Consider the following 24,006-nt stretch of genomic DNA (forward strand, 5'->3'; position numbering starts at 1 on the left):
GTTTCGGCTTCGCCGCGACCGCGTCGCCTCAGAAGGAGGCTCTAACTCGAAAGGAATGTATCGCATGTGGCTCGGACGCGAACAGGACATCGAAATCCGCAAGCCTCCGCGATTTACGCCGGGTGAGCGGGTGCGTGCCACACGACACATAAAGAATGACGGCACCTATCCTGGCAGGGAGATCGGCGAAAACCTCGTGCGGAAGGGCGACGAAGGTTATGTGCGCGACATTGGCACCTTTCTCCAGCAGTTCTTCATCTACGCGGTCGAATGGATCGATCGCGGCACGGTGGTCGGCATGCGAGCGCGTGAACTGATGAGCCTCGACAAAGCGGAGGCTCCTTACAGTGCCGAAAGCAGTGCCCGTGAAGGAACGGCTCGATGAAAGTCATGATCCGCAGGACCGGTGCTGGCTTGTCGGCGTATCTCCCAAAGAAGGATTGCGAAGAGGCCATCATCAAGCTGGAGAACGAACATTTGTGGGGCGGGGCCATAACACTCAGGAACGGCTGGCAGTTCGTCCTACCCGACCTTCCGCCCGATACGCGTTTGCCGATCACCGTCGAGGCAAGAAAGATCTCCGACGAGGACTGATGTTGCGGGTGGAAGAGGGTGCGAGAGCAATGAGCATGAACACGATCCTGAACTTGGGCCACCTCGTCGTCATCCAGGGCAGTTTTGCCGAAAAGCTGCTTGACCTTGCGCGCAACGCGCTCGGGGCCGATGAGATGATCCCATATCTCGGTCCGGGCCTTCTCCGCCTCAGTTCCGCTGAACCGTCGGTACCGTGCACGCCGGAAGCCGTCGCCGCGGCGCTAAATAGCCGGGCGCCAGCCCCTTCAAAGATTCGCACCAATATGTGGTCCGTCGCGCAGTTCATCGAACAGCGCCGGCATCGCCGGACGCTTCAGGCATGGATGGCGGAGATATTCGCAGCGCCGGCGGCGCCGACTGTTCTCCACACCTGGCTCGCGAGACTGCCGCTCTCCCTAATCATCGATAGCTGGTACGACAGTGCCATGCGCACGACCCTCGCAGAGGCCGGTCGAACGGACGTCGTTGAGATACAAGGCGTCACGCGGGCGAACGAATTCGGTGACATTTGGACGAAAGCCTACGACTTGTCTGGGAGCGAACTCGAACCCAGATCAGCCGCAAAGACGGTTCTCTATACGCCTCACGGCAGCATTAGGCCGGCCGCAAACTTTCTGGTCGCGGATTCCGATTATGTCGAAGTGCTCACCGAGATCGATCTCCAGACGCCGATTCCTGATGTGGTGAAGGAACGGCGCACCTATCGAGGCCTTTTCTTCGTCGGTTGCCGTTTCAACGATCAGATGCTGCGCACCTTCGCCCGACAGATCATGAAGCGCTCCAAAGGGCCACACTATGCGGTGATGGATGCGGCAATACTGACCAAGAACGAACGCCGTTTCCTTGCGGCAAGCGCAATTACGGTCATCGATATGCCCTTAGGTGAAGCCGCTGCTCGCCTCGTCGGATCGGGCACTGCTGTAGATGGTGGCCAAGATTTTCGTTAACGGGCGTCGTTAGTTGTGGGTCTCTCGCTTGCCTCAGGAAGCGTCGGAATTCAGTCTGGAACATACACGTGGGTACTGATGCAATTGGCGGCGCGACGAAGCCTCTGAATTCGTCCAAGCATGAGCAAGCGGCCGGGTGGGGCCGTGGCTTCAGCACGCTGCTGCGCATTACCCGCATGAATTTGCGGAACCGGTGGCAGGTCGCCTTCGCTTTCGGATCGACGATCGTAGCGGCAATCCTCCAGCTGCTCATTCCCCAGCTTCTCGGCCAGGCTGTCGACCAGACTCAGATAGCGATTGGGGGCGGTATTGCGGCGATCCCCGCAGAACAAGCGCTCTGGACTTCGGCTCTCCTGCTGCTCGCCGCGAGTACGCTACGCGGCCTGTTCACGATGGCGCAGAACTATTTTGCGGAGGCCGTCGGGCATCACGTCGCGTACGAACTGCGACTTGCTTGCTACGACAAGATCCAACGTCTCAGCTTTTCTTTTCACGACCGGGTTCATTCAGGCGATCTAATCACCCTCGGCATGCTCGATCTCGACGGCGTGCGGATGTATTTTTCCACCGCCCTGGTTCGTATGCTTCTGCTCACCATGCTGATGGGCATCGGCGCCTACACGATGATATCAATCGACGCGATGCTCGGGTTGATCGCGCTGAGTTTCGTCCCTTTCGTAGCCTGGCGCTCGTCGGTCACACAGCTAAAGCTACGCGCCACCTGGCTCGACCTGCAGGAGCGGCTTTCGGTTCTAGGCCGCGTGATGGAGGAGAATCTCGCAGGCATCCGCGTTGTCCGCGCGTTTTCGGCACAGGCCTTTGAGATGGTGAAGTTCGACCGCGCCTCGAAGAACGCGCTCGCCCTCGCCCACGAGCAGGTTGACGTCTACGTGCCCAACACGTCGGCGATGACGCTGTCATTCTTTTTGGCCATGGGGTTGGTCCTCTGGATCGGTTGCAACAAGCTCATCGCGGGCCAAATCAGCGTCGGAACGCTCGCCACGTTCCTTGCGTTTATGACCATTCTGCAAATGCCCGTCCGGCAGATCGGCCTAATGGTCAATGGCTTCGCCCGCGCTTACACTTGCGGCTCGCGCCTCTTCGGTCTGCTCGACCAGGACATCACGATCAGGGATGCTTCCGGCGCCAAACCGCTCGAGATCAGTGAAGGCACTCTGAGCTTCAATAATGTCTCGTTTGTATATCCCGGCACCGGAAACCGCCCCATTCTGAAGAATATCAGCTTTTGCGCCCGTAGAGGCGAAACGATCGCTATCGTAGGTCCGCCGGGTTCGGGCAAATCGACAATCGCTCACCTGATCGCCCGCTTTTATGACGTCACCGGGGGCACCATCACGCTTGACGGGCAGGACATCCGCGCGGTCACCCTTGCCACACTTCGCAAGGAAGTCGCAGTCGTACAGCAGGATGCATTCCTGTTCACTACCACGATCGAGAACAACATCGCTTATGGCGATCCCTGGGCGAAAGAACAGCGAATCGAGCGCGCCAGCGAATCCGCCCAGTTGCACGATTACATCCTCAGCCTCCCCGCAGGCTACAAGACGGTCGTTGGCGAACGCGGCGCCACCCTATCGGGGGGCCAGCGCCAGCGTCTCACGATAGCTCGCACAATGATGCTGCGCCCATCAATCGTCATTTTCGACGACTCAACGGCCGCGATCGACGCCGCCACTGAGCAGCGCATCCGCGCGGCGATACGGCGATTCGCCAAGGATAGGGTGACGATCATCATTGCCCACCGGCTGAGTTCGCTCAGGCACGCCGACCGGATCCTGTTTATTGACAATGGCGAGATCGTGGAACGCGGCACCCATCAAGAGCTGTTGGCTAAGCGAGGACGCTATAAGGCCCTTTATGATCTCCAGTTGCGCCCGGAAGATGACAGTGCGATCACGCACAGAGGCGCGCCCTGATGACCAAGGGGCACGCCGCCGAACTTGAAATCGAACCTAATGACGGCGGCGGACGCCCCCCGCACGCGGTGGTCGGCTCCCACCGCATCAAGGAGGAGATGTTCGGCAGGGCTTTCGACAAGAGCATCGTTCGACGCATCTGGACTTTCGTTCGTCCCTACCGTGCTAGGGTAGTCATCTCGAGTGCCGCATTGCTGATCTTCGTCGGCACGCAGCTTCTCATCCCCCTGATCATCCGCCGCGCGATCGATCACGCCATAACTCCGGCAGGCGTTGATCGCTCCGCCCTGCTCAGGGCCGCCGGCGCGTTTGCGCTCGCTATTCTGGTTAATTTCGGCGCCGCCTACGCGCAGGAAACCGTAGTCGGAAAAATGGCTGACAACGTCCTCTTTGATATCCGCCGCGCAATGTTTGCCCATCTGCAGAAAGTTTCGCTCTCCTTCATGGACAAGACCGAGGTGGGACGCCTGATGTCCCGCCTTCAAGGCGACGTTAGCTCGATCCACGAATTCGTCGAGACCTCAGTCTATTCCGTAGGAGACATTGCTCTTCTCTTCGGCATCGTTTTCGTGATGCTGTGCCTCGACTTCCGCCTCGGCTTCCTGACACTCTCGGTCTTGCCGGCCCTGTTGATCATCCGCATCGTCTGGCTGCCGCGTGCCCGCGAAGCCTTCATGGCGGCACACGAAACCAATTCGGTCGTCAATGGCGCGCTGGCGGAAGCCATTCATGGCGTGCGCACCGTCCAGTGCATGGACCGCCAGCAGATAAATTTCATGCTTTATGACGACAAGGCGCATGCCGACCTCAGTGCTCACCTGACCGCTGCCAAGTATGCACAGGTGATGGTGCCGATCGTCGATGGCCTCACCGGGCTCGCCATGGCTATCGTCATCGTGGCCGGCGGCTCCATGATCATGAATGGTCGCATCGACTTGGGCGTTTTGGTCGCCTACCTATTCTATATCCAGCGCTTCTTTGACCCAATTCGCTCCCTTACCCTCCAGTATTCGGTCATGCAGCGCGCCATGGCCTCCGGCAAGCGGCTGACCGATGTGCTGGACGTTAGGATCGATGTTCAGGACAAACCGAATGCCAGAGTGCTTTCGCCGGAAATGGATGGCTCGGTCGAGTTCAGGAACGTCACGTTCGGCTACAATCCCGGCCATCCGGTGCTGAAAAACGTTTCCTTCAGGGTCATGCCCAGCGAGACGGTCGCTTTGGTCGGGCCGACCGGTTCTGGTAAATCGAGCGCGATGGCCCTCGTCCACCGCTTCTATGATGTTCAGCAGGGCCAAGTGCTGGTCGGCGGATACGATGTGCGAGATCTCACCCAGGAATCGCTCGGCCGAGAGGTCGCCATGGTGCTGCAGGAGCCGTTCCTGTTCACCGGGACGGTCTTCGAAAACATTCGCTACCACAAGACGGATGCCACGTGGCACAACGTGATCGAGGCCGCCAAGGCAGTCGGCGCTCATGACTTCATTATGAGCCTTGCAGACGGATACGATACCCAGCTCGGCGAACGCGGCGGCAACCTTTCTCTCGGCCAGCGCCAGCTTGTCAGTTTCGCGCGTGCTCTCGTTGCCGACGCCAAGATTCTCGTTCTTGACGAGGCCACCGCCAATATCGACAGCTACACGGAAATGCTGATCCAGGAGGCTCTTTCAAAATTGCTTAAAGGCCGCACTGGCCTCATCATCGCCCACCGGCTCGCCACGATCCGCAGTGCCGATCGCATCATCGTGCTTCAGAACGGCCAAGTCTTTGAGACCGGAAACCACGACCAACTAACGGCCCTGGGTGGGCTCTATTCCAAGCTATACAATCTCAACTACTCATCCTTCGACGACATTCCCGAAAAGAAATCCGATACGGGGGTACAAGCCTCCTCTTCGACCTAACAGGCTGTTGAAAAACTGTTTTGTTCACGGAACGTATCAGAATCAGACCGAGCACAAACCAGATTCAAAACGGGTATCTCCGATCCTTTTTCCACAGCCTGCTAATGCAAACTTCTGCGCTGCGACACCAATTGATCTCCAAGCGAATTTCTTGGTCTCGTTGGCGCCTGCCTCTTCCATTTGGCGCATGGCCCCACTGAAACACCAGCGCATGAATTGTCTTGGTTATTGGCTTAGCCGTTCTTTCACAGACGCTTGATCTCGATGCCGTATTTCCTCAGCACGTAACCAATCTGGCGCGGCGTCAGTCCAAGCAGGCGTGCCGCCTTCGCCTGGACCCAGCCACATCTTTCCATCGCTGCGATGACACGTTCGGCATCGGTCGTTCTCGCACCATTTAAGTGCACTGCGCCGGCAGGGCCCAGCGGCGGCTCCCCTGCGGTCTCAGGCGGGACTGCGACGGCGGCAGAACTCCCGGCAGCAGCCGGCGGTATGGCCGGAACCACTGGCACCGGCACGATCGGCCGGGGTTGCAGCGCGAGTTTGCCAGATTTGGCCTTATGCAGCGCCGCAGCGAAGCATTGGCCCTGGTAGCATGCAAAGTCGTCTCTCCCGATTGATGGTCCCGCGGCCAGCACCGCTGTCCGATTCACGCAGTTTTGGAGCTCGCGAATGTTGCCGGGAAAATCACAGTTTATCAGCACTTCAATCGCACTGGGATCGAAGGTCAGCATACTGCCGTTCTCACCGTTGAAATTCCTGAGAAACTCGGCTGCGAGGAGCGAAATATCACTGCGCCTTTCGCGTAGCGCCGGCACCAGCAAGTCAACCACACTGATGCGGTAATAGAGGTCCTCACGAAACTCATTGCTGGCAACTGCCTCTTCCAAGTTCTTGTTCGTGGCGGCAATGATGCGAACATCGACTTTAATGGTCTGGTTGCCGCCGACGCGCTCAAACTCCTGCTCCTGCAGCACGCGCAAGAGCTTTGCTTGGAACGAGGGCGAGATCTCGCCGATCTCGTCCAGGAACAACGTCCCCTTGTCGGCGAGCTCAAAGCGCCCCTTGCGCGAGTTGAACGCGCTTGTGAATGCACCCTTCTCATGACCGAACAATTCGGATTCCAGGACTGTCTCGGTCAGCGCCGCGCAATTGAACTTGATGAAGGGCCGCTTGGCGCGCGGCGACAACTCGTGGATAGCCTTGGCGGCCAGCTCCTTCCCGGTACCGGATTCGCCTCGCAACAGAACCGTAATCTTCGCCTTGGCCACCCCGGCGACCTTCTCGAGCATACCGTGTAGCGCCGGACTGTCGCCAATCATCCCCTCGACGTGAACCTTCTTACGCTCTCGCGCAGGATGCTTGAGCTCGCGGAATTGCCTTTGCAGCCGCTCCTTCTCCGCCATCGGTTGCTCGCGGTCGCAGGCGAATGAGCGATGCAACTTCACTGCCTGTCCAACCAGGTTGGCGATCGCGGGTAGCAGACGGAGGTTGTAATCGAGCCAAGATCTTGACCTGTTGTCCAGTATGCGGTCGATGGTCAGCGTGCCCACGATATTCGCATCGACGCGGATGGGAACGCCGATGAAGGACACTGGCATGTTGTCGGAGACCCCGAGCACGTCCGTGTCGGCGGCACTGAAGGCCGAATGCACCGCTATGTTCTCGGCGTAGAGGGGCGTGTCCGTCGTCACAATCTGGTCGATTGCCTTCCGCGGCAGGTACATCCGGCTGCGCTCATCGCAGCTCTCGCTCCAGCCGGCGCCTACGGTAATGTCCAGTTCGCCATCACCGTCGAAGAGAGAGATGATGCCGTGCCGCATCGGCACAAACGATCGCAGAAGATCGACGACCTTGGCCAAAGTGACTTCGAGCCGGGAGGGGGCGGTGAGTGCTTTCGATATTTCGAAGATCCCGGTAAGCGTGCTCTCCTGCGACGGCACAATGGGGACCGCGTTGTTCGTCGCGGATTTTGATTCGTCCGTTTTCGCGCCCAGCGATATGGAGCATGACGGCGTCTGCTCAGCAGTCGGTTCGGATTCCCGATTATTTTCCAAGTCTAGCATGTCATCCTCGATCTCGGGCCACGAAATCAATGCTCGCGGCATGTGCGCCTGTGACGCCGTCGGCGCGTAGGCGCTCTCGTTAAGTGGCGTGGCGCGTTTCAGGCTCCTCCCGAGCGCAACCATACTTTGGTCTACAGACGGGAAGGAGGGAGGCTAGTCAACCGAGCTTTCTTTCATTTGTGAAAGCGAACTCGACGCCCATGAGAGAATCCCATCATGTAATTTTCGGGCAGGTGGCAGGTGGATGTAACGGCCGTGCTCGTCGCTGCCAAGGCTACGGACCTGCGGCCTCGCGCGGGCCCACTACGGCCGCTTCGAATGGCTTCGTAGAAGGCGCAGGCTGACGATAAGCACAACGTCCACCGCACTCCCTGCGCATGGAAAGACCTCGTAACTTTTCGTGTTTCCTTGAGTAGGCGCCTAAGCACACATCGAGCTGACGCGATATAGCTTGCGCAGATCAGGGGGATGTCCCGGTCATTGTTGAAATTCTGAAGGGGCGGCGTTGGTCGCCTCGAGCCTGTAGGCTCGGGGTGTCGATTCCACTGAGGAGAGCAACGCCATGAAAAGGAATATCACATTGCCGACGGCTGCGGCGAGCGGAGCTTTGGAAGAAGCGTTCGCCGACGTTCAGGAGAGCTTCGAGAGGCTCTGCCTTGCGGCCGGAATGGAGGCGCCGGGCGCGATGATGGAGGCGGACGTCGAAGCAGCCTGCGGCCCGCGCCACGGCCGGGTTGAAGAGCGCGAGGCGCACCGCTGGGGCTCGACGCGCGGCCGGATCGGGTTTCACGGCGGCAAGGTCGCGGTCGAGCGTCCGCGGATCCGGACCGTCGATGGGCGGGAGATGGCACTGCCGAGCTGGGATCGCGCGATGTCGGAGGACTGGCTCGGCCTCTGGGCGATGAACCTGATGCTGATCAACGTCTCGACGCGGCGGTTCGGACGGGCGGTGCGACTTCCGGAAGGCGATGTGCCGGCGGGTCATGGCAGCGGCGTGTCGAAATCGGCTGCGTCGCGACGCTTCGTGGCCTTGTCGACGGAGAAGCTCGACGCCGTCATGAGCGCGGATCTGTCTGATCTCGACCTCCTGGTCATCCAGATCGACGGGCTGCATGTGAGCGACGATCTCGTGCTCGTCGCCGCGATCGGCATTGACGGCAAAGGCGGCAAGCATCCTCTCGCGCTGGTCGAGGGCGCGACCGAGAACGCCGCCACCGTTCAGGCGCTTCTGGACAATTTCGTAGAACGTGGGCTCGATCCGGCGGTAGCGCGGTTGTTCATCGTCGACGGCGCCAAGGCGCTGTCCAAGGCGATCCGCGCGACTTTCGGCAAGGACAGCCTGATCCAGCGCTGCCAGATTCACACGGCGCGCAACATCATGGATAGGCTGCCCAAGCAGCTTCACGCCTCGACGCGCCGGGTGCTGCGCCAAGCCTGGGAGCTCGACGACGCCGGCAAGGCCGAAGCTCATCCGAAACCTCGCGCGTCGGCTCGACCAGGATCGGCCAGGCGTCGCGGCCAGCATCCTGGAAGGACTGGTCGAGATACTCACCGTCGTCCGGCTGAAGCTGCCCATGCAGCTTCGCCGCTCGCTCGCCTGCACCAACATTGCCGAGAACATGATGGGCACGATCCGCCGCGTCACGCGCAACGTGAAGCGCTGGCGCAATAGCAAGATGGCCCTCAGATGGGTCGCAGCCGGCATGATCGAGGCCACCAAGGGCTTCCGCAAGCTCAAGGCTCACAAGCAGTTGCCGGTCCTGGGCGCTGCGCTGATCGCCCATCAGCAGCGCCTCGCCGCAAAGCCCGTTGGTCCGGCATCGAGGGCTGCCTAACATGAGATCGCGCAACGTCGCTCAGCCGAAGTTCAACAAGCTTCGGGACATCCCCCAGATCAGCGAGGGGCTCAGCAGGAACCGACGTGCGACCCGGCTGTTCGGCCTAAACCGGAAGGCATACGTCAGATAAATGTGCTCGCAGCCGACGCAGACATCAAGTTTTGTTTAGGGCGCTTTTGAAAGTTGCGCTTGCGACGTGCTGCAAAACTGCGATTGTTTCGCCGAAATATATCCGCCATGTGGATAACCGAAGACATGCGTTTCAAAGGGCTTGACCTAAATCTCCTCGTTGTGCTCGACGCGCTGCTGGCGGAGCGCGGCCTCACGGCGGCGGCCCGCCGCATCAACCTCAGCCAGCCGGCCATGAGTGCGGCCGTCGCCCGGCTGCGCGATTATTTCGGCGATGAACTGTTTACGACAAGCGGCCGCGAACGTTTTCTGACCCCGCGTGCGACAGCACTTGCCCCCGCCGTCCGCGACGCTCTCCTGCACATCCATTGCTCGATTATCTCCTCGGATCCGTTTAACCCAGCTCAATCCGATCGCCGCTTCAGGATCATTATTTCCGATTTCGCCACGCTCGTGTTTTTAGAAAAAGTCGTGGAGCGTGTTGCACGCGAAGCCCCCGCCGTCAGCTTCGAATTGCTACCTCTCGACGACAACCCCGACGAGCTTCTCCAGCGCGGTGACGTGGACTTTCTAATTCTTCCGGATTTCTTCATGTCGAGCCCCCATCCAAGCGTGGCGCTGTTCGATGAGACACTCGTATGCGTAGGCTGTCCCACCAACAAGCAGTTGCCACGGCAGCTTACATTCGAGAGATACATGTCGATGAGGCACGTCTCGGTCAGGTTCGGGCGTATGCTGAAGCCGGCTTTTGAGGAATGGTTTTTGCTTGAGCATGGTATTAAAAGACGTGTCGAGGTCGTCGTGCATGGCTTCAGCATGATCCCGCCGATGGTGTCCGGCACGGCCCGTATCGCGACCATGCCCTTGCGGCTGGTCAGGCATTTCAAAAAAACGTTCCCCTTGCGGATCGTCGAACTTCCGCTGCCGCTTCCCGCGTTCACCGAAGCCGTCCAATGGCCGGCTCACCACAGGAGCGATCCGGCAAGCATCTGGATGCGGGAGATCATGATGCAGGAGGCATCTCGGATGGCTGCTCCGCTGTGAAACCAAGGGAGGCTCCAGGCGCTCCTGGATTTACTCAGCGTCACGCCACCCACTCTGACGTCGTTGTCAGGAGTGAAGAGACGACGGACTCTGATCCGCGGGTCGGAGCGCCCCTTTCCTGAAGACCGTCGCGTCGCGAAAATTCGCCTCAAGCTTGTCCGACGGACCGAGCCCAGCAATCATAGAAGCCGCAGTGAGTTCCGGCCGGGCTACGGCGGAGGCTCCGATGATGAGGGACGTGAGTCGCTGCCAATTGCGTGAACCTCCGCGCTCGCGCTGCGCAGGCTTTTGGAAAAGGGCGGATTCGACATGCTTAGCCAGTTGCAAGCCATTCTCCCCGCACAACCCCACCCCACTTCGCAGTAAATAGAAAATTTTTCTCTTTCGAGCTGGTCATAAGGCACAGGTCACGCGATAGAGCAGCGGGTGATCGGTGCGTCAGGTGTTTTGTCCATGCGAGATTTCGGAAAAGTGATAAAATGGTTTGTTTCGATCAACGGCATCCACGCTATGGATAGCTAAAGACATGCGTTTCAAAGGGCTTGACCTAAATCTCCTCGTTGTGCTCGACGCGCTGCTGGGGGAGCGCAATCTCTCGGCGGCGGCCCGCCGCATCAACCTCAGCCAGCCGGCCATGAGTGCGGCCGTCGCCCGGCTGCGCGATTATTTCGGCGATGAACTGTTTACGACGAGCGGCCGCGAACGTTTTCTGACCCCGCGTGCGGCAGCACTTGCCCCCGCGGTTCGCGACGCTCTCCTGCAGATCCAGTGCTCGATTATTTCCTCGGATACGTTTCACCCAGCTCAATCCGACCGCCGTTTCAGGATCATTCTTTCCGATTTCGCCACGCTCGTGTTTTTTGAGAAAGTCGTTGAGCGTGTTGCGCGCGAAGCCCCCGGCGTCAGCTTCGAATTGCTGCCTGTCGACGACGGCCCCGATGAGCTTCTCCAGCGCGGTGACGTCGATTTTCTAATTCTTCCGGATTTGTTCACGTCGAGCGCGCACTCAAGCGTGGCACTGTTTGAGGAGAGACTCGTGTGCGTAGGCTGTCGCACCAACAAGCAGTTGCCACGGCAGCTTACGTTCGAGAGATACATGTCGATGAGGCACGTCTCGGTCAGGTTCGGGCGTCTAATGAAGCCCTCCATCGAGGAATGGTTCTTGCTTGAACATGGCCTCAAGAGACGTGTCGAGGTCGCCGTGCAGGGCTTCAGCATGGTCCCGCCGATGCTGTCCGGCACGGCCCGTATCGCGACCATCCCCTCCCGGCTGGTCAGGCATTTCGAAAAATCGTTCCCCCTGCAGATCGTCGAACTTCCGCTGCCGCTTCCCGCATTCACCGAGACCCTCTGTTGGCCGTCACTCCACAACAGCGATCCGGCAAGCATCTGGATGCGGGAGATCATGATGCAGGAGGCATCTCGGATGGCTCCTCCGCTGTGAAACCACGGGAGGCTTCCAGGCGAACTTACATTTGGTACCCCTGCCACTCCTTAATCTGGCGTCAATAGCCGGCGCTGAATGAAGTCAATGCTGGCAGCAAGTGCGCCTGCAAGATCGTCCAGCGTGCGGACCACCTCGATCAGCTCGAACGAGAAGGGTCCCTCATAGCCGCCATCAAGCAGCGCCTGGATCTGGCTGCCATTGTCGGAACCTCCAAGGAAGCGATCCGGGTAAATCCAGAACGTCGGGTCATTCACACCTGAAATGTGCACCAGGCCGGTAAGCTCGGAGAACAAGAACGTCTCCCCGGCCAGGGTGTGGTGGAACGTGTCGTGCACGAGGCGGAACACTGACTGGCCGTCAACCGCGGCAATGGCCTCGGCCGCTTGCTTCTTTGATCGAAGCGAGCAGGTGCGAAAGCCCAGCGGCTCGATGAGACCTATCAGACCGCGCGGCTGGAGGATCGGCTTGAGCGCGTTTAGAGCGACGCGCAGACTGTCATGGCGCTCGCCATTGCACGCCCACGAGCCGTCGTTGACCGGTTCCAGCACGACCGTCTTGGCCCCGCACGCCGCCGCATAGTCGGCGAGCTTGATCGCCGCCGACTGACGCGTGGGAGTCCAGTCGTTGAAGCGCTGCAAGGCGTTGACCGAGATTATGGTTACGCCAGCTTCGGTGGCGGCAGACCGGACGTCCGCAGCAGGAATGGCGCATGCAACAGGATTGCTGAAATGAAGGTCACGGATTTGAACATCGGTTAGGCCCTGGTCACGCGCAAGCGCGAAAAATGCACTGACGTCAAGAGGGGGCGCTGCCATGTGGTTGACCGCAAAGCGGGGAGATACCTGGCGCATGGCTTGGCTTTCCTTTCAGAAGTGCGGCCGCCAGTTTGCCTGTCTGGCTTATGCCGCGCCCCCCAGCGCAGGCCGATGCACAAGCCTGATTGAAGCAAGCCAGTCAATCGAGCGTTCCTTCCATTTATGAAAGGAATTTTGGCTCCGTGATAGAATCGCATCAATGTCAGATGTTTTCCGGGACATAGATGTCGAACGGCAGAAATGTCTGGCCCGGCATTTCCGCGGTGCCGGTCTTGATGCCTCGGTCTATGAGTAACATCAGCTCCTGGCAAAGCCGACGCAGTGGAGTGGCGACGGCCATGGTGACGATTTCATCTGCGAGCGCTGCCCGCGTCTCGGGCGTGATTTCATTCACGATCGCGACAAGATCCACACCTTTGCCCTCTTCGCGCAGCGCGGAGATAGCGCCCTCCATGCCCCCGCCGGCCATATAGAAGCCCACGAGCTCAGGTTCCCGCTGAATGAGATCCAGCATGGCTTCGTAAGTGATCTGCCGCTCTTCCAGGTTCACGAGCGTATCGAGCACTTCGAAGGTAGGTGCGTTCTCACGGAAATAGGAACGAAAGGCGACCTCCCGGAGCTCATGCCCCTGGAAACGGTGGCTGCCAACAAACACGGCCACCTTCCCAGGCCGTTTGGCGGCCTTGGAAAACATCCAAGCGGCCGTCCGCCCGACTTTGCGATTATTAAGACCGATGTAACCCTCGCGCACCCCGCAGGCGAAGTCAGAAAGCAGCGAGAACACCGGGATGCCTTTCGCCTTGAGCTCCTCGACCGCTGCCGTGATCTTCGGGTGGTCCGGCGCCACCATGGCGATCGCGTCGCAGCGGTTCCCAAGGCTCTTAAGGAGCGGGATCAGATCCCCGGGCAAATGTGACGGAGCAAATTCGATGAGCGGAATGCCGTGGAAGGATTGGGACAAACTTACCGAGGCCTCGACCTCGCGCGCGAACTCTTGGTAGAAATGCTGGGCCGGTTTTCTCAAGATGAAGCCCAGCCGGTAGCGCGGCAGGTGCCGCTTGAAGCGGTGCGTGATGAGACCGGCAGCATGATAGCCGATCGCGTGGGCTGCTTCGTGGACGCGCCGCGCAGTCTCCTCGCGCACAGGAAGGCGGGCGTTCAGAACCCGATCGACCGTTGCAACACTGACCCCGGCTTCGCGGGCAAGATCGACAATTGTGGGACGTTTGGCCATTATCAAATCTGAATGGTTATGAGCGGTGTGGCTCTATGATCGAGCAGCCTGGGCGGTGATCCCAGACTGCAAGTGAAGGGCTCGGCATGCCCGTGGTCGACATCATTATCGATGGACAGCACTGCGAGCGCGTATCAGCATACGATTCGGTTTGCTTAGGCCACTTATAATATGCACTCACCGCTTTTAACGCTCCTGATGGCACTTAGCCCCAAGCGCTTTTTCAGGCCAGCGAGGCGATCGTTAGATCTAGTCACGGGCCCGGCCACTTAGCAGGCGCGATGGGCGCACGATCGATCGGCCGGTTTAATGTCTCCGCAAGCTGATGACCGGAGAAGGCGGCTTCCAACTGCGCTTTATCCAATTCGCCCTCCCAGCGGGCGATGACGAGCGCTGCCACCGCGTTGCCGACCAAGTTCGTCAGCGCACGGCACTCCGACATGAAGCGGTCGACGCCAAGGATAAGAGCGAGGCCAGCGACGGGGACACTGGGTACTACGGCGAGCGTAGCGGCAAGCGTGATGAAGCCCGCACCTGTTACGCCTGCAGAACCCTTTGAGGAAAGCATCGCAACGAGCAGCAGGAGCACCTGATCGACGATCGACAGATCCGTGTTCGTCGCTTGTGCTATGAAGAGGGCGGCCAGCGTCATATAAATATTGGTGCCGTCCAAATTGAATGAATATCCTGCCGGGATGACGAGACCCACGACAGAACGTTTGGCGCCAGCCCGCTCAATCTTCTCCATGAGCGAGGGGAGCGCGGCCTCCGAAGAGGACGTTGCCAGAACAAGCAGCAGCTCTTCCTTGATGTAGCGAATGAGAGAAAAGATGGAGAAGCCGTTGTAACGGCAGACCGCGCCGAGCACCCCGAACACGAATAGGAACGCGGTGAGATAGAACGTCGCGACCAGCAGGGCGAGGTTGACCATCGAACCGATTCCATATTTGCCGATGGTGAAGGCCATCGCGCCGAAAGCCCCGATCGGTGCGGCCTTCATCAGAATGCCGACCAGCTTGAACACCGGCGCGATGAGCGCCTGGAGCAGAGAAAGCACAGGCTTCCCCGTGTCTCCGCCCTTTGCCAGAGCGATGCCGAACAGAACCGAGAAGAACAGGACCTGCAGGATGTCGCCCTCCACGAAGGCACCGACGACCGTTGACGGGATGATGTTCATCAGGAAGCCGATCACCGACTGCTGGTGCGCCTTTGCGGCATAGGTGCTCACCGCCTGGGCATCGAGCGACGCCGGATCGATGTTGAGGCCGGCGCCGGGCTGAACGACATTAGCAACTATGAGGCCGACGATCAGTGCCAGCGTCGAGAAGGTTAGGAAATAGAACATCGCCTTCCCGGCGACCCGGCCCAACTTCTGAAGATCGTTCATGCCGGCGATGCCGGTCGCAATTGTCAGGAAGATGACAGGCGCGATGACCATCTTGACGAGCTTGATGAATGCATCTCCGAGCGGCTTCACGCTTTCGCCGATCTCCGGATAGAAATAGCCAAGTGCGACGCCAAGCGCGATTGCGGCAAGCACCTGCACGTAAAGCCGCGCAAAATGGGGTTTATGAGGGCCTGCGTTCGCGCTGCGGATCTCTGGAGCTAACACTGTCTCTCTCCCTGACCGGGTCGGGGCGGGCGCTTCCTCCCTTCCCAGGCTTCTCCCACGCGGCGCCCCGGTCCAACGCTGCTGCCATCTCGGCCGCAAGTGCCGTGCCAAATGAAAACCTTCGCCAGACGCCCCTCAGGCTTGCGGTTTTGCCAGCAGTTGGATGACCCCGCATTTTCCGTCTGGTTTGCGGCACCTGAGCGGAGCATTGCGTCGAAGATCGCCGAGCCACTTGTTTCCCGACGTGCTCTTCATAGCTCCCTGCGGCAGAAGACGGACGTTTCCGCCCTCATTGATTCCAGTCGCAGGCCATAAACCGAGTGGGGTGTCGCTCTCACTTGACCTCAAGTTGCAACCCTCACAGCATAAGTCAGGTTGGTTGGGTGTTTGTTCCGCCCCCTGCTACGGGCGTCAGATGATCGGCGCGATGGTGGGGCCCGCTCAGCCCGCCAGACGAAGAAACTCGTCGAGTCAGGAGGGCTCAGACCGCCTACCGAACATTCCCACGCCACGGCCGCCGATCTCAAATGGAGGCTCTCCCCGTACGGCTCCATTTGATGGCACTCCAGCGGTTCTCCATACGGTCTACGTCAGGTCCGACAAGATCGGCATTACGCCGGCGTCAGCCAAGATGAACTTCGACAGTAGCGCCGCGCTTCAAAGCCGGGCGACGTTCCCAACCTGTGGCGCGACAATTCTGGGTTCTTCCGCATATTTGGTGCAGGGTGCGTCGTTCCCTTGGTTCCCCCGTCTGTTTCTACGGTCGTTAGGCGGCTGCCAGCAGCCTGTTTCTCAGCAGCGGATACCCGGAGCGCCCATACATCTGGCGCTTGATGGTCTTGAGACGGTTGATCTGTCCCTCGACGGGACTGGTGCTCCAGGGCTGGGTGATTGCGGCCCGAACAGCCGCAATGTCACGGCCGATGCCTGCTGCAAGGGAAGCCAGTTCGCTGTCCGTGGCGTCCTCGATCCATTGCTCGAGGCCGGCATCATCGTCGCCGCGTATCAGTGCAGCGAAACGTCGAGCCAAGTCACCCGCCTTCAAGAGTTCCGGCGCGCAGTCATAGAGATGGCCCAAGAATTGCCCGGTCTGCTCATCGAGCAAAGTCGTGTCTTCACTCAGCAGCCATGCACAGTTTCGGCATTTCAGCTCCTGTTCGTGAGCCACTCTGGCTCAGCTCAGGCAGACATTCCACTTAACCCCCTGTTCAATTTTGCCGAGCCAGCTCTCACAAAGCAGGAATCCCGAAGAGTTCACCGGCCGGCACATGCCGGCCTTCATCCTGGCCTGTCGCCACGACCATCATCGTCAATCTTACGATGGTGGTATTCGCGAGCCGCAGCTGGACCGGCTTCGTCGTGAAGAACTCCTATGCCGCCAGCTAGGAATTCCATCGCAGCGGACGATGATAGGAGCATGGCGTGGCCCGCGCAGTCATGATGTCCATCTGCTCGTCCCTCAATCCGAATATATGGTGCGTCGTCCGAGGCCACGCTTTTTCCGGCGGCGCGAAGCGCGGGATGCGTGTCCAAAACCGGACAGCGGCAGAAAACATGTCGGGTTCAATACAACCGGACACCTTGGACACTTGGAGGTTTTTCAAACCGCAATCATGGGCTTATTGCGCGCTGAGCGCGCTGGCACGGCCTTTGCGAATTGAGATGCGGAAGGCTGACTGCATGCAGACGAACAAGACGAGCGATGCTCTCCTTTCCCGTGTTGCCCCGCCTGAGGGAAACAAGCTCGCGCATAAAGCGCGCAACCTTTGGCAATAGCTTTGGAGAGCAACATGGTATTGCAGATGGAGTCCCCGGCTCCTTCGATCAAAGTGGAGGACTGGCTGCGTGGCGAGCCCCTCACGAACTTCCAGCCCGGCAAAGTGTACATCGTCGAATTTTGGGCAACTTGGTGCGGACCATGTGTGGCGGCGATGCCCCATCTGGTGCAGCTCCAGCAGAAATACAAAGACAGCGGACTTGAGGTCGTCGGAGTCGCGGCTTCTGAAGACGCTCCAACGGCCGTTGAGGCCCGAACCAAGTTGGACGCGTGGTTGACCGAAAAGGGATCGAATCTGAACTATCGGATCGCGTTCGACTACACAGGCGAAATGAACAAGCTTTGGATGGAACCGAGCTTGTCCGTCGGGATTCCGGCCTCGTTCGTGGTCGACCGAGACGGCCACATCGCCTTTATCGGCCACCCGGCGGACCTCGAGGACGTTTTGCCGAAGGTTCTTAACGGCAGCTGGCGCAGCAGCGATGAAGCGAAAGCCGCCGATACACGGCGAGTCGCTAGTGACCAACGCACAGCGCGCGAACTATCGCTGACCATGCCGATATACGCCAAACTTCGGCCGGCGATGGAGGCCGAGGATTGGATGGCGGCACTCACGGCCATCGAAGAAGGCCTCGCCTTAATGCCAGATGATAGCGGGTTCCGGGAAACTCATGCGAATCTACTGCTTCACAAGCGGCGCGACATGCGGGCCGGCTTGCCAGCCATGCGCCAATTAGTCGAGGACGCGATCGACAAAAAATTCGAGGCCGTGTCTTGGATGGTCATGGCCCTGAACCAACTCTTCGATCCGGAAATGGACAACTCCCATCTCCCCCGTACTGAGCGCTTTGCGATGGGCGACAAGCTCTCGGAACAGATCCTGACACTGAATCCCCCACAAGGCGACGGACCCCTTAAATTCCGTTGGTACCTCCCGGTCGCTCAGTATTATTACGAGAGCGGCAACAAGGATCGCGCGATCGAGTTGATCGAGGTGGCATTGAAATCTCTGGGTGATCCGGAGACAATGCCGGACCACTTCAAACAGTACTACCTTAGCCCATTGCTCCAAGCCCTGGCCAACTACACGGGTGAGCACGCCTGTTACGCGGATCTTTGCGTGGTTCCGCAAAACAAGACTTCCGAAACTCAAACCGCAGTCGCCTCATGAGCAAAGATCGCAAAGGGATGACAATTGGAATTGAACCCTGGCCAATTCGTCCAGTTTCTGCGGCGGGCCCGCGGTAAGTATGTCCATTGCAGCACAGGGCGCATCGCTTGCCGCAGGTTGGAGTTCAAAACTTGCGATGCCCTCCGGCTGCATCGCGGGAGACGGGATACTCGACGCGATTCTGGCCGCGGTGGAAGCCCCCGCAGTCGAGGACCTCTTCAAGATCGGCCAGCGGAACATCAATTGCGTGGAATCGGCCGCCTGGAGCCGGACGTCGATTGCGCAAGTGTGCCCGAAGCAGGCGCCCCGAAAACAGAAATCGTCCTTCGAGGACGAGGACTGAAATTGAGGAGAAGGTGAAATGTCTGATGCCGCGGTTAGCCCTGCTGTAAACGAGCACGAGGCGGCCCTTGCCACCCCGTTTGTCAAATGCCTCCTGCGGCTGATCCGTGCCCAAGACTTTGACGGCTCATGGCGAGGCAAGGCTGACACCGAGCTGCTGGCCGGCTTCATCATCACGAAGGAACAGCGCCGTGCCATCCCCATCATCGGCGATCCTGATCCGGACGTGCTGTGGAGGCTGGACATGTTTTACACCGCCGTCAGTCTTGCGATCGAGGAGCGCTCCGGCCTGATCACATCGCCAATGAAGGAGATGAAACCGATGGGGGCTTCGGGCGCCTGGTTTCCACGGCCGGGCGGTTGGTCGTTCTGTCGAGACGTCCACCGGTTTGGCTTCGAGACGTTCCGGAAACTCGCGGAGGCCGGTACGAAACTGGTCGACGATGCGACTGCAGCTATTGGCTTCCCGCCGTGGCGCGGCCGTGAAGAAACTGATTTCGAGGAAGGATTTATGTCAAACCTAGATGAGATGGGGAAGAAAGTCCGAAAGCTTCAGCTGCGTGCGGCAGTTGCGAAGATGAAATTGCGCGACCTTGCAGAGGATCTCCCGGTCCAATGGACTGAGCTAGAGGAGGTTGCCGAGAAAGCGTACGCCGTTTTTGCCGAGTTGGATGATGCCAAGAGAGAGCTCGCTGCAATGAAGAATTTACGATGAGGAGCACATTCACCACCCGCGACGGCTCCATATGGCTGCCGGAATATCTGACCGCTATAGATGGCAGGACTTGTATCGGCTGCGGCCGCTGTTTCAAGGTCTGCTCGCGCGAGGTCATGCACCTTCACGGCGTCGATGACGCGGGTGAAATCCTCGGCGTCTGCGACGGCGAAGACGACGACTTCGATGGCGAGCTCAATCGCATGATCATGGTTGTCGATAATGCCGGCCGATGCATTGGCTGCGGAGCCTGCGCCCGCGTCTGCCCGAAGAACTGCCAGACCCATGTTGCGGCCGACGAGCTCGCTGAATGAGCAGCATGATTTGACGAGACGAAAACCAGGAGAACGTCGTTGCCCTTTAGAATCTTTCATGGCGTGTTTGTGCTGGTCCTGTGCGGCAACGCTGTGGCTGTCTACTTCGCCTCGCATTCCATCCGTCTAGCAGTTGTCAGAGCTATGACGGAATTTGGGTGACTGGGTTGATCAAGCGGCGCTTTGCGGCTTCATTTCGATGACCTCGATGCTGTCCTGGCACCTGCCAGCTGTTTGGGCAACTGATTTTGTCCCTTCAATCTTCGCCAGGATGTTGCGGCGGCCATGACGAGCTTGAAGACCATCAGGCTGGCGGGAGGTCGAAATCGGGCTTGGCATCGTCCGATGCCACCTGCCCGGTTATAGCCGTGGAACTGGCTCAAGCTCGCCCGTATCGCGCACGTTCCGTCTTCCGACGCGTCACCGGCCAGAGCAAGGCGGTCGGCACGATCGGCTCAACGATCAGGAGGTCGCCCGCCTAGTCAAGCGGACTGCGCTCGCGGCTAGAGTACGCGGCGACTTGCCGGAAGGCAAACGCGGAAAGCTCTGCCGGCCATTCGGCGCTCGCCTCCCCGGCCAAAGTCGACGAGTGCTATTTACCCTGTGACAAAGGACATGGGGCGAACAAGTACATCCATCACTATTGACCACGGTCATAAGAGAGTTAACCGCCTTGATGCACGGCGATCGGTGGAGATCAGAACCGGCGCCTCAGTGATCGCGGCCAGCTTCAGCCCTTTGGTGAACCGGCATGCCCCTCTAGCCACCGTGCCAGATCACCTTCAAGATCCGCCGAAACAGAAAAGAAGTCCCAAAGGATCGGGTTTCAGTGCCTTCTGGACCTGCAGAGCCGGCGCGCGCAAGCCCTTGCGCCTCGGTGTGACCAGTGACAAGCAGACCCGGCCGGAATTGAGACCGTCGGATCACCGGGGCGGTCCACCTGAGTCGAAATGGACTGGGCCGAGATGGAAGCGCGTCGTGCTCGAGGGGCGCATCGCTAAGGTGGCCTGGCGGGGGGCAGGACGCCCGAAAGGGGCCGCACGTATGCGGCACCTTCGGCGCCGTGCAAGAGCTCAGCATTGAAAAACCAGCACAAGGCGAACTCTGGCCGCAGAACATTAGCCGCAGCACCCACTCTCATCTTCTTCGGCTCTTTGCCCTCTCGAGGTTTTCTCACTGAGGCCGAGAAGGCGGCTATTGAGACGGCTCGACAATGTTCGGGTGTCGCCGAAGACCATCTCCACATCCTCGCGCGAGACGACATCACTGCCATCCCGTGCCAGGCTCCGTTGAGCCAAACGACGGACCATCTCCTTGACATAGGCCGCGCTGCTGTTCTCCGAGCGTGCGACGGCATCCGCCAGCGCCCCGTCTTCGAAGACGAGCGCACGACCATACAGCGCGATCAGCCGCTCGCGGCAACCGGCGTCGGGAAGCGGGATCTCAATTGCTTCGTCCACGCGGCCTGGCCGCGAGGCGAGCGCGTCCTCAATGTCCTCCGGCCGGTTCGTCGTCAGGAGGAAGAGGATATCTGCATTTGGTTCAAGGCCATCGATCTCGTTCAACAGACGGTTGAGCAAGCATTCGGCTTTTGGGCTGTAAATGTTTTCTCGCGACCGACCCACCAGATCCACGTCTTCAAGTACGACGATGCTCGGCTGAAGGGTGCGGGCCAACGCGATGTAGCACGCAATATCCGTTGTCTGCTCAGCCGTAACCAGAACGGTAGTGCGTCCGGGCAGGTTGGCAGAAACATAACGGATGACGTGCGTCTTGCCTGTACCAGGGGGACCATAAAGCAGAATACCCTTTTGCGCGTGTTGGCCGAGGCGCTTCAACCCCTCTCGGTGTCGATCAAAGTCGAAGACGTTGGCATCAAGACGCGCCATAGTTGCCTCCGAAAGCACCACGTCGTTCCGGGGTACGGCGGGAAGGCGATGAACCCGAATCGTTCCCGGCATCCCGGAGTTTCGTGCATCGAATTCGAAAGAGAGAACCTTGTTGCGGTAGTATCGCGAGCTTTCGCCTGCCGCCTGGATTTTGCTCAGAAATCCGCGCGAGAAGGCGCATGCCTGCTCGCCAGGCAAATAGGCGATTTCCACTTGAACCGTTCGGCCGCCCCAGTGGTCAAAAAACTGCGATAGGAGGATCGCGACAGGCTCTTGGCCGATAAGGAACAACCAGAGGCCATTGTGCAGAGACGCGTAGGGCACATCTTCGCCGATATCGATGTCCTGATATTGCAAGGGTGTCAGCGCAACGGCGTCACCGTCGCGAATCACCATGTCCGACAGCTTCATGGCTTCGAACTCGTCCCACTGGTGGACGCCGATGAGCTTGGGAGATAAAGTCGTAATCTGCTCTTCAATGACCGTTTGAAGGTCAGGCAGCATATGGGCAGCAAACTTTCGGCGCGAGCTAGCGAGACCCGTCAAATCATCGGTTTTGAAATGCCGATTTAGTGCCTGCCAGGCATAGCGATCGATATCGGTCACAGCAGAATCCTTTTTTGCGGTTGAGGGAAGAACGATGCGACTGCATCATTTGTCGTTACGGCGCCGCCGAGCTCCCCCGAATTGCTCCCACCGGCAAGATTATCGAAGCAATTTGCGTGCCCGGTTGGCGCTCCGTTGGCGTTCCACCGCTTCCCGCTAGCCAGCGGCGCTTCTTGGCGACCTTTCGGTCGGCCTTGCGACATTCTAGTCCAGTTCCGGACACAAGAAGGTCTCGATACGCACGCTCGGCGAGACCAAATTGGAACCCCAAGCATGTAAACGTCGCACCCCAGCCCAATTCGATGCTCATCGAAGGCGCTTGCTGAAGAGCGGCTGGCCATTGGGGTGCTGCCACGGGCGTGCGTTCGCGCTAGTCGCGGCTCTGCGTACACAAAAACACGCTAGGGTAGACACTGTGCAATCGCTGCAATGCCCCCCGTGTGCGGTATTGCATGGGCTTGCGCTGTCTGGTCCGTCTTTTGCCAGCCGGTGCGGAAGCGTGAAATTCATCGCTACACAGAACTTTTGTTTCAATGCGATGACCTGGCGGCCATAGCGCGCACCCTACCTTGGCGAACACGTCGTCGAAGCCAAAGCGTTTGTGCAGAAGCATTTCATTGGAAATGGCATGCCGCTTGCTCCTCGTGCTTAGAGCCCATCAAACCACGAAGAAAGCGACTACCGGACCATGGTTGACACGCGAAGCCCTAAACGATCGACAAAGGCGACGGTGGTCGTCCTCGCTGAAGACCGGGACATCGTCCGGTTCGGAGATCCGTCCTCGGAGGTCGCTTTGCAGAGGGGGTCCGATGCCGACACGCCAGATGATGCTCGCGCATTTGCCGTGTACCGGTCCGCATCAGCTAGCCAATACGCTGAACCAGTTCAGCCACGCCAGTCTGTGGCGTGGAGACTCACATTTGCGACTCATACGCTTATCCCGCTACTGGCCATTTCCGGCTGTCAAGAGTTTCACCCCGGGCATGAGCAGTGGGTGATCCATGCCGGTTCCGGCGCCGCAGTCGCGGTAAGACGGATCGAGCCGCTCGAAAGTCCCCTCATCCCTCACATCGATATCGTTCGGGTGAGGAACATCTGGAGCCGGACCGTTCCCATGGATCGGGAGCCGCGTGGCATCATCTCGCGCCTGGTACGGGGCCCCAGCGCGGTACTCCCGCGAGCTCAGTCCAGTGCGCCAGTTTTTCTAGAGGAGCAAGCTGAATGACCGTTCAAAAAAAGGTTCCCTTCGTCACGTTTCTCACGCGTGTTCGCGACACCACGCAGGATCACCGTCGCGCAAAATCGCCGGTAGCTTTCAGGCTGCTGTCAGCTAGGGCTGGCAAAAAAGGTGTTATCGGAACAACCAATCAGGAGACCTTATAAAATGAAAACTTCGGCCCAACTCGGCCAAGTTGGCACGAGTTCTGAAGCCCTTCGGTTCGAGGCGGCGAGAGCTGCCGACCGGCATTCATGTCGCGGGCAGCCGCGATGAATCGAACAGAAGAAGGAAAGCTACATGTCGGGCCTGCACAGCTTCGAGTCGGAGCAGACAAACGAGCATGGCGGACCAGGTTCTCATCGTCGACGACGACAGGGTCGCCTGTCCGCCCTGCTGAAGATGAAGC

19 protein-coding genes and 2 pseudogenes are annotated in these 24,006 nt (G+C 59.2%); 15 read left to right on the top strand and 6 right to left on the bottom strand.

The window, feature by feature from the left end; all coding sequences use genetic code 11:
• Positions 1 to 64: 64 nt before the first annotated feature.
• From ACZYHG_RS32910 to ACZYHG_RS32930, 5 genes are all read left to right on the top strand, one after another.
• Complete coding sequence (locus tag ACZYHG_RS32910; RefSeq protein WP_464615216.1) at positions 65 to 385, top strand: nitrogen fixation protein NifZ; 321 nt, start codon at positions 65 to 67, stop codon at positions 383 to 385.
• Positions 382 to 594: a putative nitrogen fixation protein NifT gene (gene nifT, locus ACZYHG_RS32915; RefSeq protein WP_183455292.1), complete on the top strand. Its 213-nt coding sequence runs from the start codon at positions 382 to 384 to the stop codon at positions 592 to 594. The genes ACZYHG_RS32910 and nifT overlap by 4 nt, the downstream gene beginning before the upstream one ends.
• A gap of 35 nt (positions 595 to 629) precedes the next feature.
• Positions 630 to 1,541 (top strand): SIR2 family NAD-dependent protein deacylase, encoded by a 912-nt coding sequence (locus tag ACZYHG_RS32920; protein ID WP_464615217.1) that lies wholly within the window; start codon positions 630 to 632, stop codon positions 1,539 to 1,541.
• Between the two features lie 68 nt (positions 1,542 to 1,609).
• On the top strand, positions 1,610 to 3,478 hold the full coding sequence (locus ACZYHG_RS32925) for an ABC transporter ATP-binding protein (RefSeq protein ID WP_464615218.1): 1,869 nt from the start codon (positions 1,610 to 1,612) through the stop codon (positions 3,476 to 3,478).
• The gene (locus ACZYHG_RS32930; RefSeq protein WP_464615219.1) at positions 3,478 to 5,382 is read left to right on the top strand and encodes an ABC transporter ATP-binding protein; all 1,905 of its coding nucleotides are present in this window, start codon (positions 3,478 to 3,480) and stop codon (positions 5,380 to 5,382) included. The genes ACZYHG_RS32925 and ACZYHG_RS32930 overlap by 1 nt, the downstream gene beginning before the upstream one ends.
• 245 nt (positions 5,383 to 5,627) lie before the next feature.
• Here the strand turns inward: ACZYHG_RS32930 and nifA are convergent, their stop codons facing one another.
• Entirely contained in the window at positions 5,628 to 7,448 is a 1,821-nt protein-coding gene (gene nifA / locus ACZYHG_RS32935) for a nif-specific transcriptional activator NifA (RefSeq protein WP_464615346.1), read from the bottom strand.
• Positions 7,449 to 8,010: 562 nt separating this feature from the next.
• Here nifA and ACZYHG_RS32940 point away from each other — a divergent pair.
• The 3 genes and pseudogenes from ACZYHG_RS32940 (at position 8,011) to ACZYHG_RS32950 (ending at position 11,903) form a co-directional block, all read left to right on the top strand.
• A pseudogene (locus ACZYHG_RS32940) lies at positions 8,011 to 9,283 on the top strand (IS256 family transposase).
• A gap of 258 nt (positions 9,284 to 9,541) precedes the next feature.
• A complete protein-coding gene (locus tag ACZYHG_RS32945; protein WP_258581062.1) occupies positions 9,542 to 10,459 on the top strand; it encodes a LysR family transcriptional regulator in 918 nt (305 codons plus the stop codon).
• Positions 10,460 to 10,985: 526 nt separating this feature from the next.
• A complete protein-coding gene (locus ACZYHG_RS32950) occupies positions 10,986 to 11,903 on the top strand; it encodes a LysR family transcriptional regulator (RefSeq protein WP_258581063.1) in 918 nt (305 codons plus the stop codon).
• 50 nt (positions 11,904 to 11,953) lie between these two features.
• On the opposite strand, the gene ACZYHG_RS32955 is transcribed toward ACZYHG_RS32950, so the two are convergent.
• From ACZYHG_RS32955 to ACZYHG_RS32970, 4 genes are all read right to left on the bottom strand, one after another.
• Positions 11,954 to 12,757 carry a TIM barrel protein gene (locus ACZYHG_RS32955; RefSeq protein ID WP_183455299.1) on the bottom strand — a complete coding sequence of 268 codons (804 nt, stop codon included), beginning with the start codon at positions 12,755 to 12,757 and terminating at the stop codon, positions 11,954 to 11,956.
• A 166-nt stretch (positions 12,758 to 12,923) separates the two neighbouring features.
• Positions 12,924 to 13,955, bottom strand: coding sequence for a LacI family DNA-binding transcriptional regulator (locus ACZYHG_RS32960; protein ID WP_258581064.1), 1,032 nt, complete (start codon positions 13,953 to 13,955; stop codon positions 12,924 to 12,926).
• Between the two features lie 253 nt (positions 13,956 to 14,208).
• Positions 14,209 to 15,567: a dicarboxylate/amino acid:cation symporter gene (locus tag ACZYHG_RS32965; protein WP_464615220.1), complete on the bottom strand. Its 1,359-nt coding sequence runs from the start codon at positions 15,565 to 15,567 to the stop codon at positions 14,209 to 14,211.
• 766 nt (positions 15,568 to 16,333) lie between these two features.
• Positions 16,334 to 16,735 carry a transposase gene (locus tag ACZYHG_RS32970; RefSeq protein WP_464615221.1) on the bottom strand — a complete coding sequence of 134 codons (402 nt, stop codon included), beginning with the start codon at positions 16,733 to 16,735 and terminating at the stop codon, positions 16,334 to 16,336.
• 137 nt (positions 16,736 to 16,872) lie between these two features.
• On the opposite strand from ACZYHG_RS32970, the gene ACZYHG_RS32975 reads away from it, so the two are divergent.
• From ACZYHG_RS32975 to ACZYHG_RS33000, 6 genes and pseudogenes are all read left to right on the top strand, one after another.
• Positions 16,873 to 16,953: a hypothetical protein gene (locus ACZYHG_RS32975; RefSeq protein ID WP_464615347.1), complete on the top strand. Its 81-nt coding sequence runs from the start codon at positions 16,873 to 16,875 to the stop codon at positions 16,951 to 16,953.
• A gap of 404 nt (positions 16,954 to 17,357) precedes the next feature.
• Positions 17,358 to 18,515, top strand: coding sequence for a TlpA disulfide reductase family protein (locus ACZYHG_RS32980; RefSeq protein WP_464615151.1), 1,158 nt, complete (start codon positions 17,358 to 17,360; stop codon positions 18,513 to 18,515).
• 79 nt (positions 18,516 to 18,594) lie between these two features.
• Positions 18,595 to 18,858, top strand: a complete 264-nt coding sequence (locus tag ACZYHG_RS32985; protein ID WP_464615150.1) for a hypothetical protein — start codon at positions 18,595 to 18,597, stop codon at positions 18,856 to 18,858.
• An 18-nt stretch (positions 18,859 to 18,876) separates the two neighbouring features.
• Positions 18,877 to 19,572, top strand: coding sequence for a CCE_0567 family metalloprotein (locus ACZYHG_RS32990; RefSeq protein WP_464615149.1), 696 nt, complete (start codon positions 18,877 to 18,879; stop codon positions 19,570 to 19,572).
• The gene (gene fdxB / locus ACZYHG_RS32995; protein ID WP_464615222.1) at positions 19,569 to 19,886 is read left to right on the top strand and encodes a ferredoxin III, nif-specific; all 318 of its coding nucleotides are present in this window, start codon (positions 19,569 to 19,571) and stop codon (positions 19,884 to 19,886) included. Before ACZYHG_RS32990 ends, fdxB begins: the two co-directional genes overlap by 4 nt.
• Before the next feature lie 304 nt (positions 19,887 to 20,190).
• Positions 20,191 to 20,533 (top strand): annotated as a pseudogene (locus ACZYHG_RS33000) (site-specific integrase); the annotation flags it as partial.
• A 471-nt stretch (positions 20,534 to 21,004) separates the two neighbouring features.
• Here the strand turns inward: ACZYHG_RS33000 and ACZYHG_RS33005 are convergent.
• The gene (locus tag ACZYHG_RS33005) at positions 21,005 to 22,381 is read right to left on the bottom strand and encodes an AAA family ATPase (protein WP_258581067.1); all 1,377 of its coding nucleotides are present in this window, start codon (positions 22,379 to 22,381) and stop codon (positions 21,005 to 21,007) included.
• 1,221 nt (positions 22,382 to 23,602) lie between these two features.
• Between ACZYHG_RS33005 and ACZYHG_RS33010 the strand changes: the two genes are divergently transcribed.
• On the top strand, positions 23,603 to 23,764 hold the full coding sequence (locus ACZYHG_RS33010; protein WP_464615223.1) for a hypothetical protein: 162 nt from the start codon (positions 23,603 to 23,605) through the stop codon (positions 23,762 to 23,764).
• Positions 23,765 to 24,006 lie beyond the last annotated feature (242 nt).

The organism is Mesorhizobium subarcticum (genome assembly GCF_055456085.1).

Bases quoted from the DNA above. Each gene is read 5' to 3' on its own strand.
- ACZYHG_RS32910 (WP_464615216.1), top strand. From the start codon at position 65: ATGTGGCTCGGACGCGAACAGGACATCGAAATCCGCAAGCCTCCGCGA.
- nifT (WP_183455292.1), top strand. From the start codon at position 382: ATGAAAGTCATGATCCGCAGGACCGGTGCTGGCTTGTCGGCGTATCTC.
- ACZYHG_RS32920 (WP_464615217.1), top strand. From the start codon at position 630: ATGAACACGATCCTGAACTTGGGCCACCTCGTCGTCATCCAGGGCAGT.
- ACZYHG_RS32930 (WP_464615219.1), top strand. From the start codon at position 3,478: ATGACCAAGGGGCACGCCGCCGAACTTGAAATCGAACCTAATGACGGC.
- nifA (WP_464615346.1), bottom strand. From the start codon at position 7,448: ATGCTAGACTTGGAAAATAATCGGGAATCCGAACCGACTGCTGAGCAG.
- ACZYHG_RS32945 (WP_258581062.1), top strand. From the start codon at position 9,542: ATGCGTTTCAAAGGGCTTGACCTAAATCTCCTCGTTGTGCTCGACGCG.
- ACZYHG_RS32950 (WP_258581063.1), top strand. From the start codon at position 10,986: ATGCGTTTCAAAGGGCTTGACCTAAATCTCCTCGTTGTGCTCGACGCG.
- ACZYHG_RS32955 (WP_183455299.1), bottom strand. From the start codon at position 12,757: ATGCGCCAGGTATCTCCCCGCTTTGCGGTCAACCACATGGCAGCGCCC.
- ACZYHG_RS32960 (WP_258581064.1), bottom strand. From the start codon at position 13,955: ATGGCCAAACGTCCCACAATTGTCGATCTTGCCCGCGAAGCCGGGGTC.
- ACZYHG_RS32980 (WP_464615151.1), top strand. From the start codon at position 17,358: ATGGTATTGCAGATGGAGTCCCCGGCTCCTTCGATCAAAGTGGAGGAC.
- ACZYHG_RS32985 (WP_464615150.1), top strand. From the start codon at position 18,595: ATGTCCATTGCAGCACAGGGCGCATCGCTTGCCGCAGGTTGGAGTTCA.
- ACZYHG_RS32990 (WP_464615149.1), top strand. From the start codon at position 18,877: ATGTCTGATGCCGCGGTTAGCCCTGCTGTAAACGAGCACGAGGCGGCC.
- fdxB (WP_464615222.1), top strand. From the start codon at position 19,569: ATGAGGAGCACATTCACCACCCGCGACGGCTCCATATGGCTGCCGGAA.
- ACZYHG_RS33010 (WP_464615223.1), top strand. From the start codon at position 23,603: ATGACCGTTCAAAAAAAGGTTCCCTTCGTCACGTTTCTCACGCGTGTT.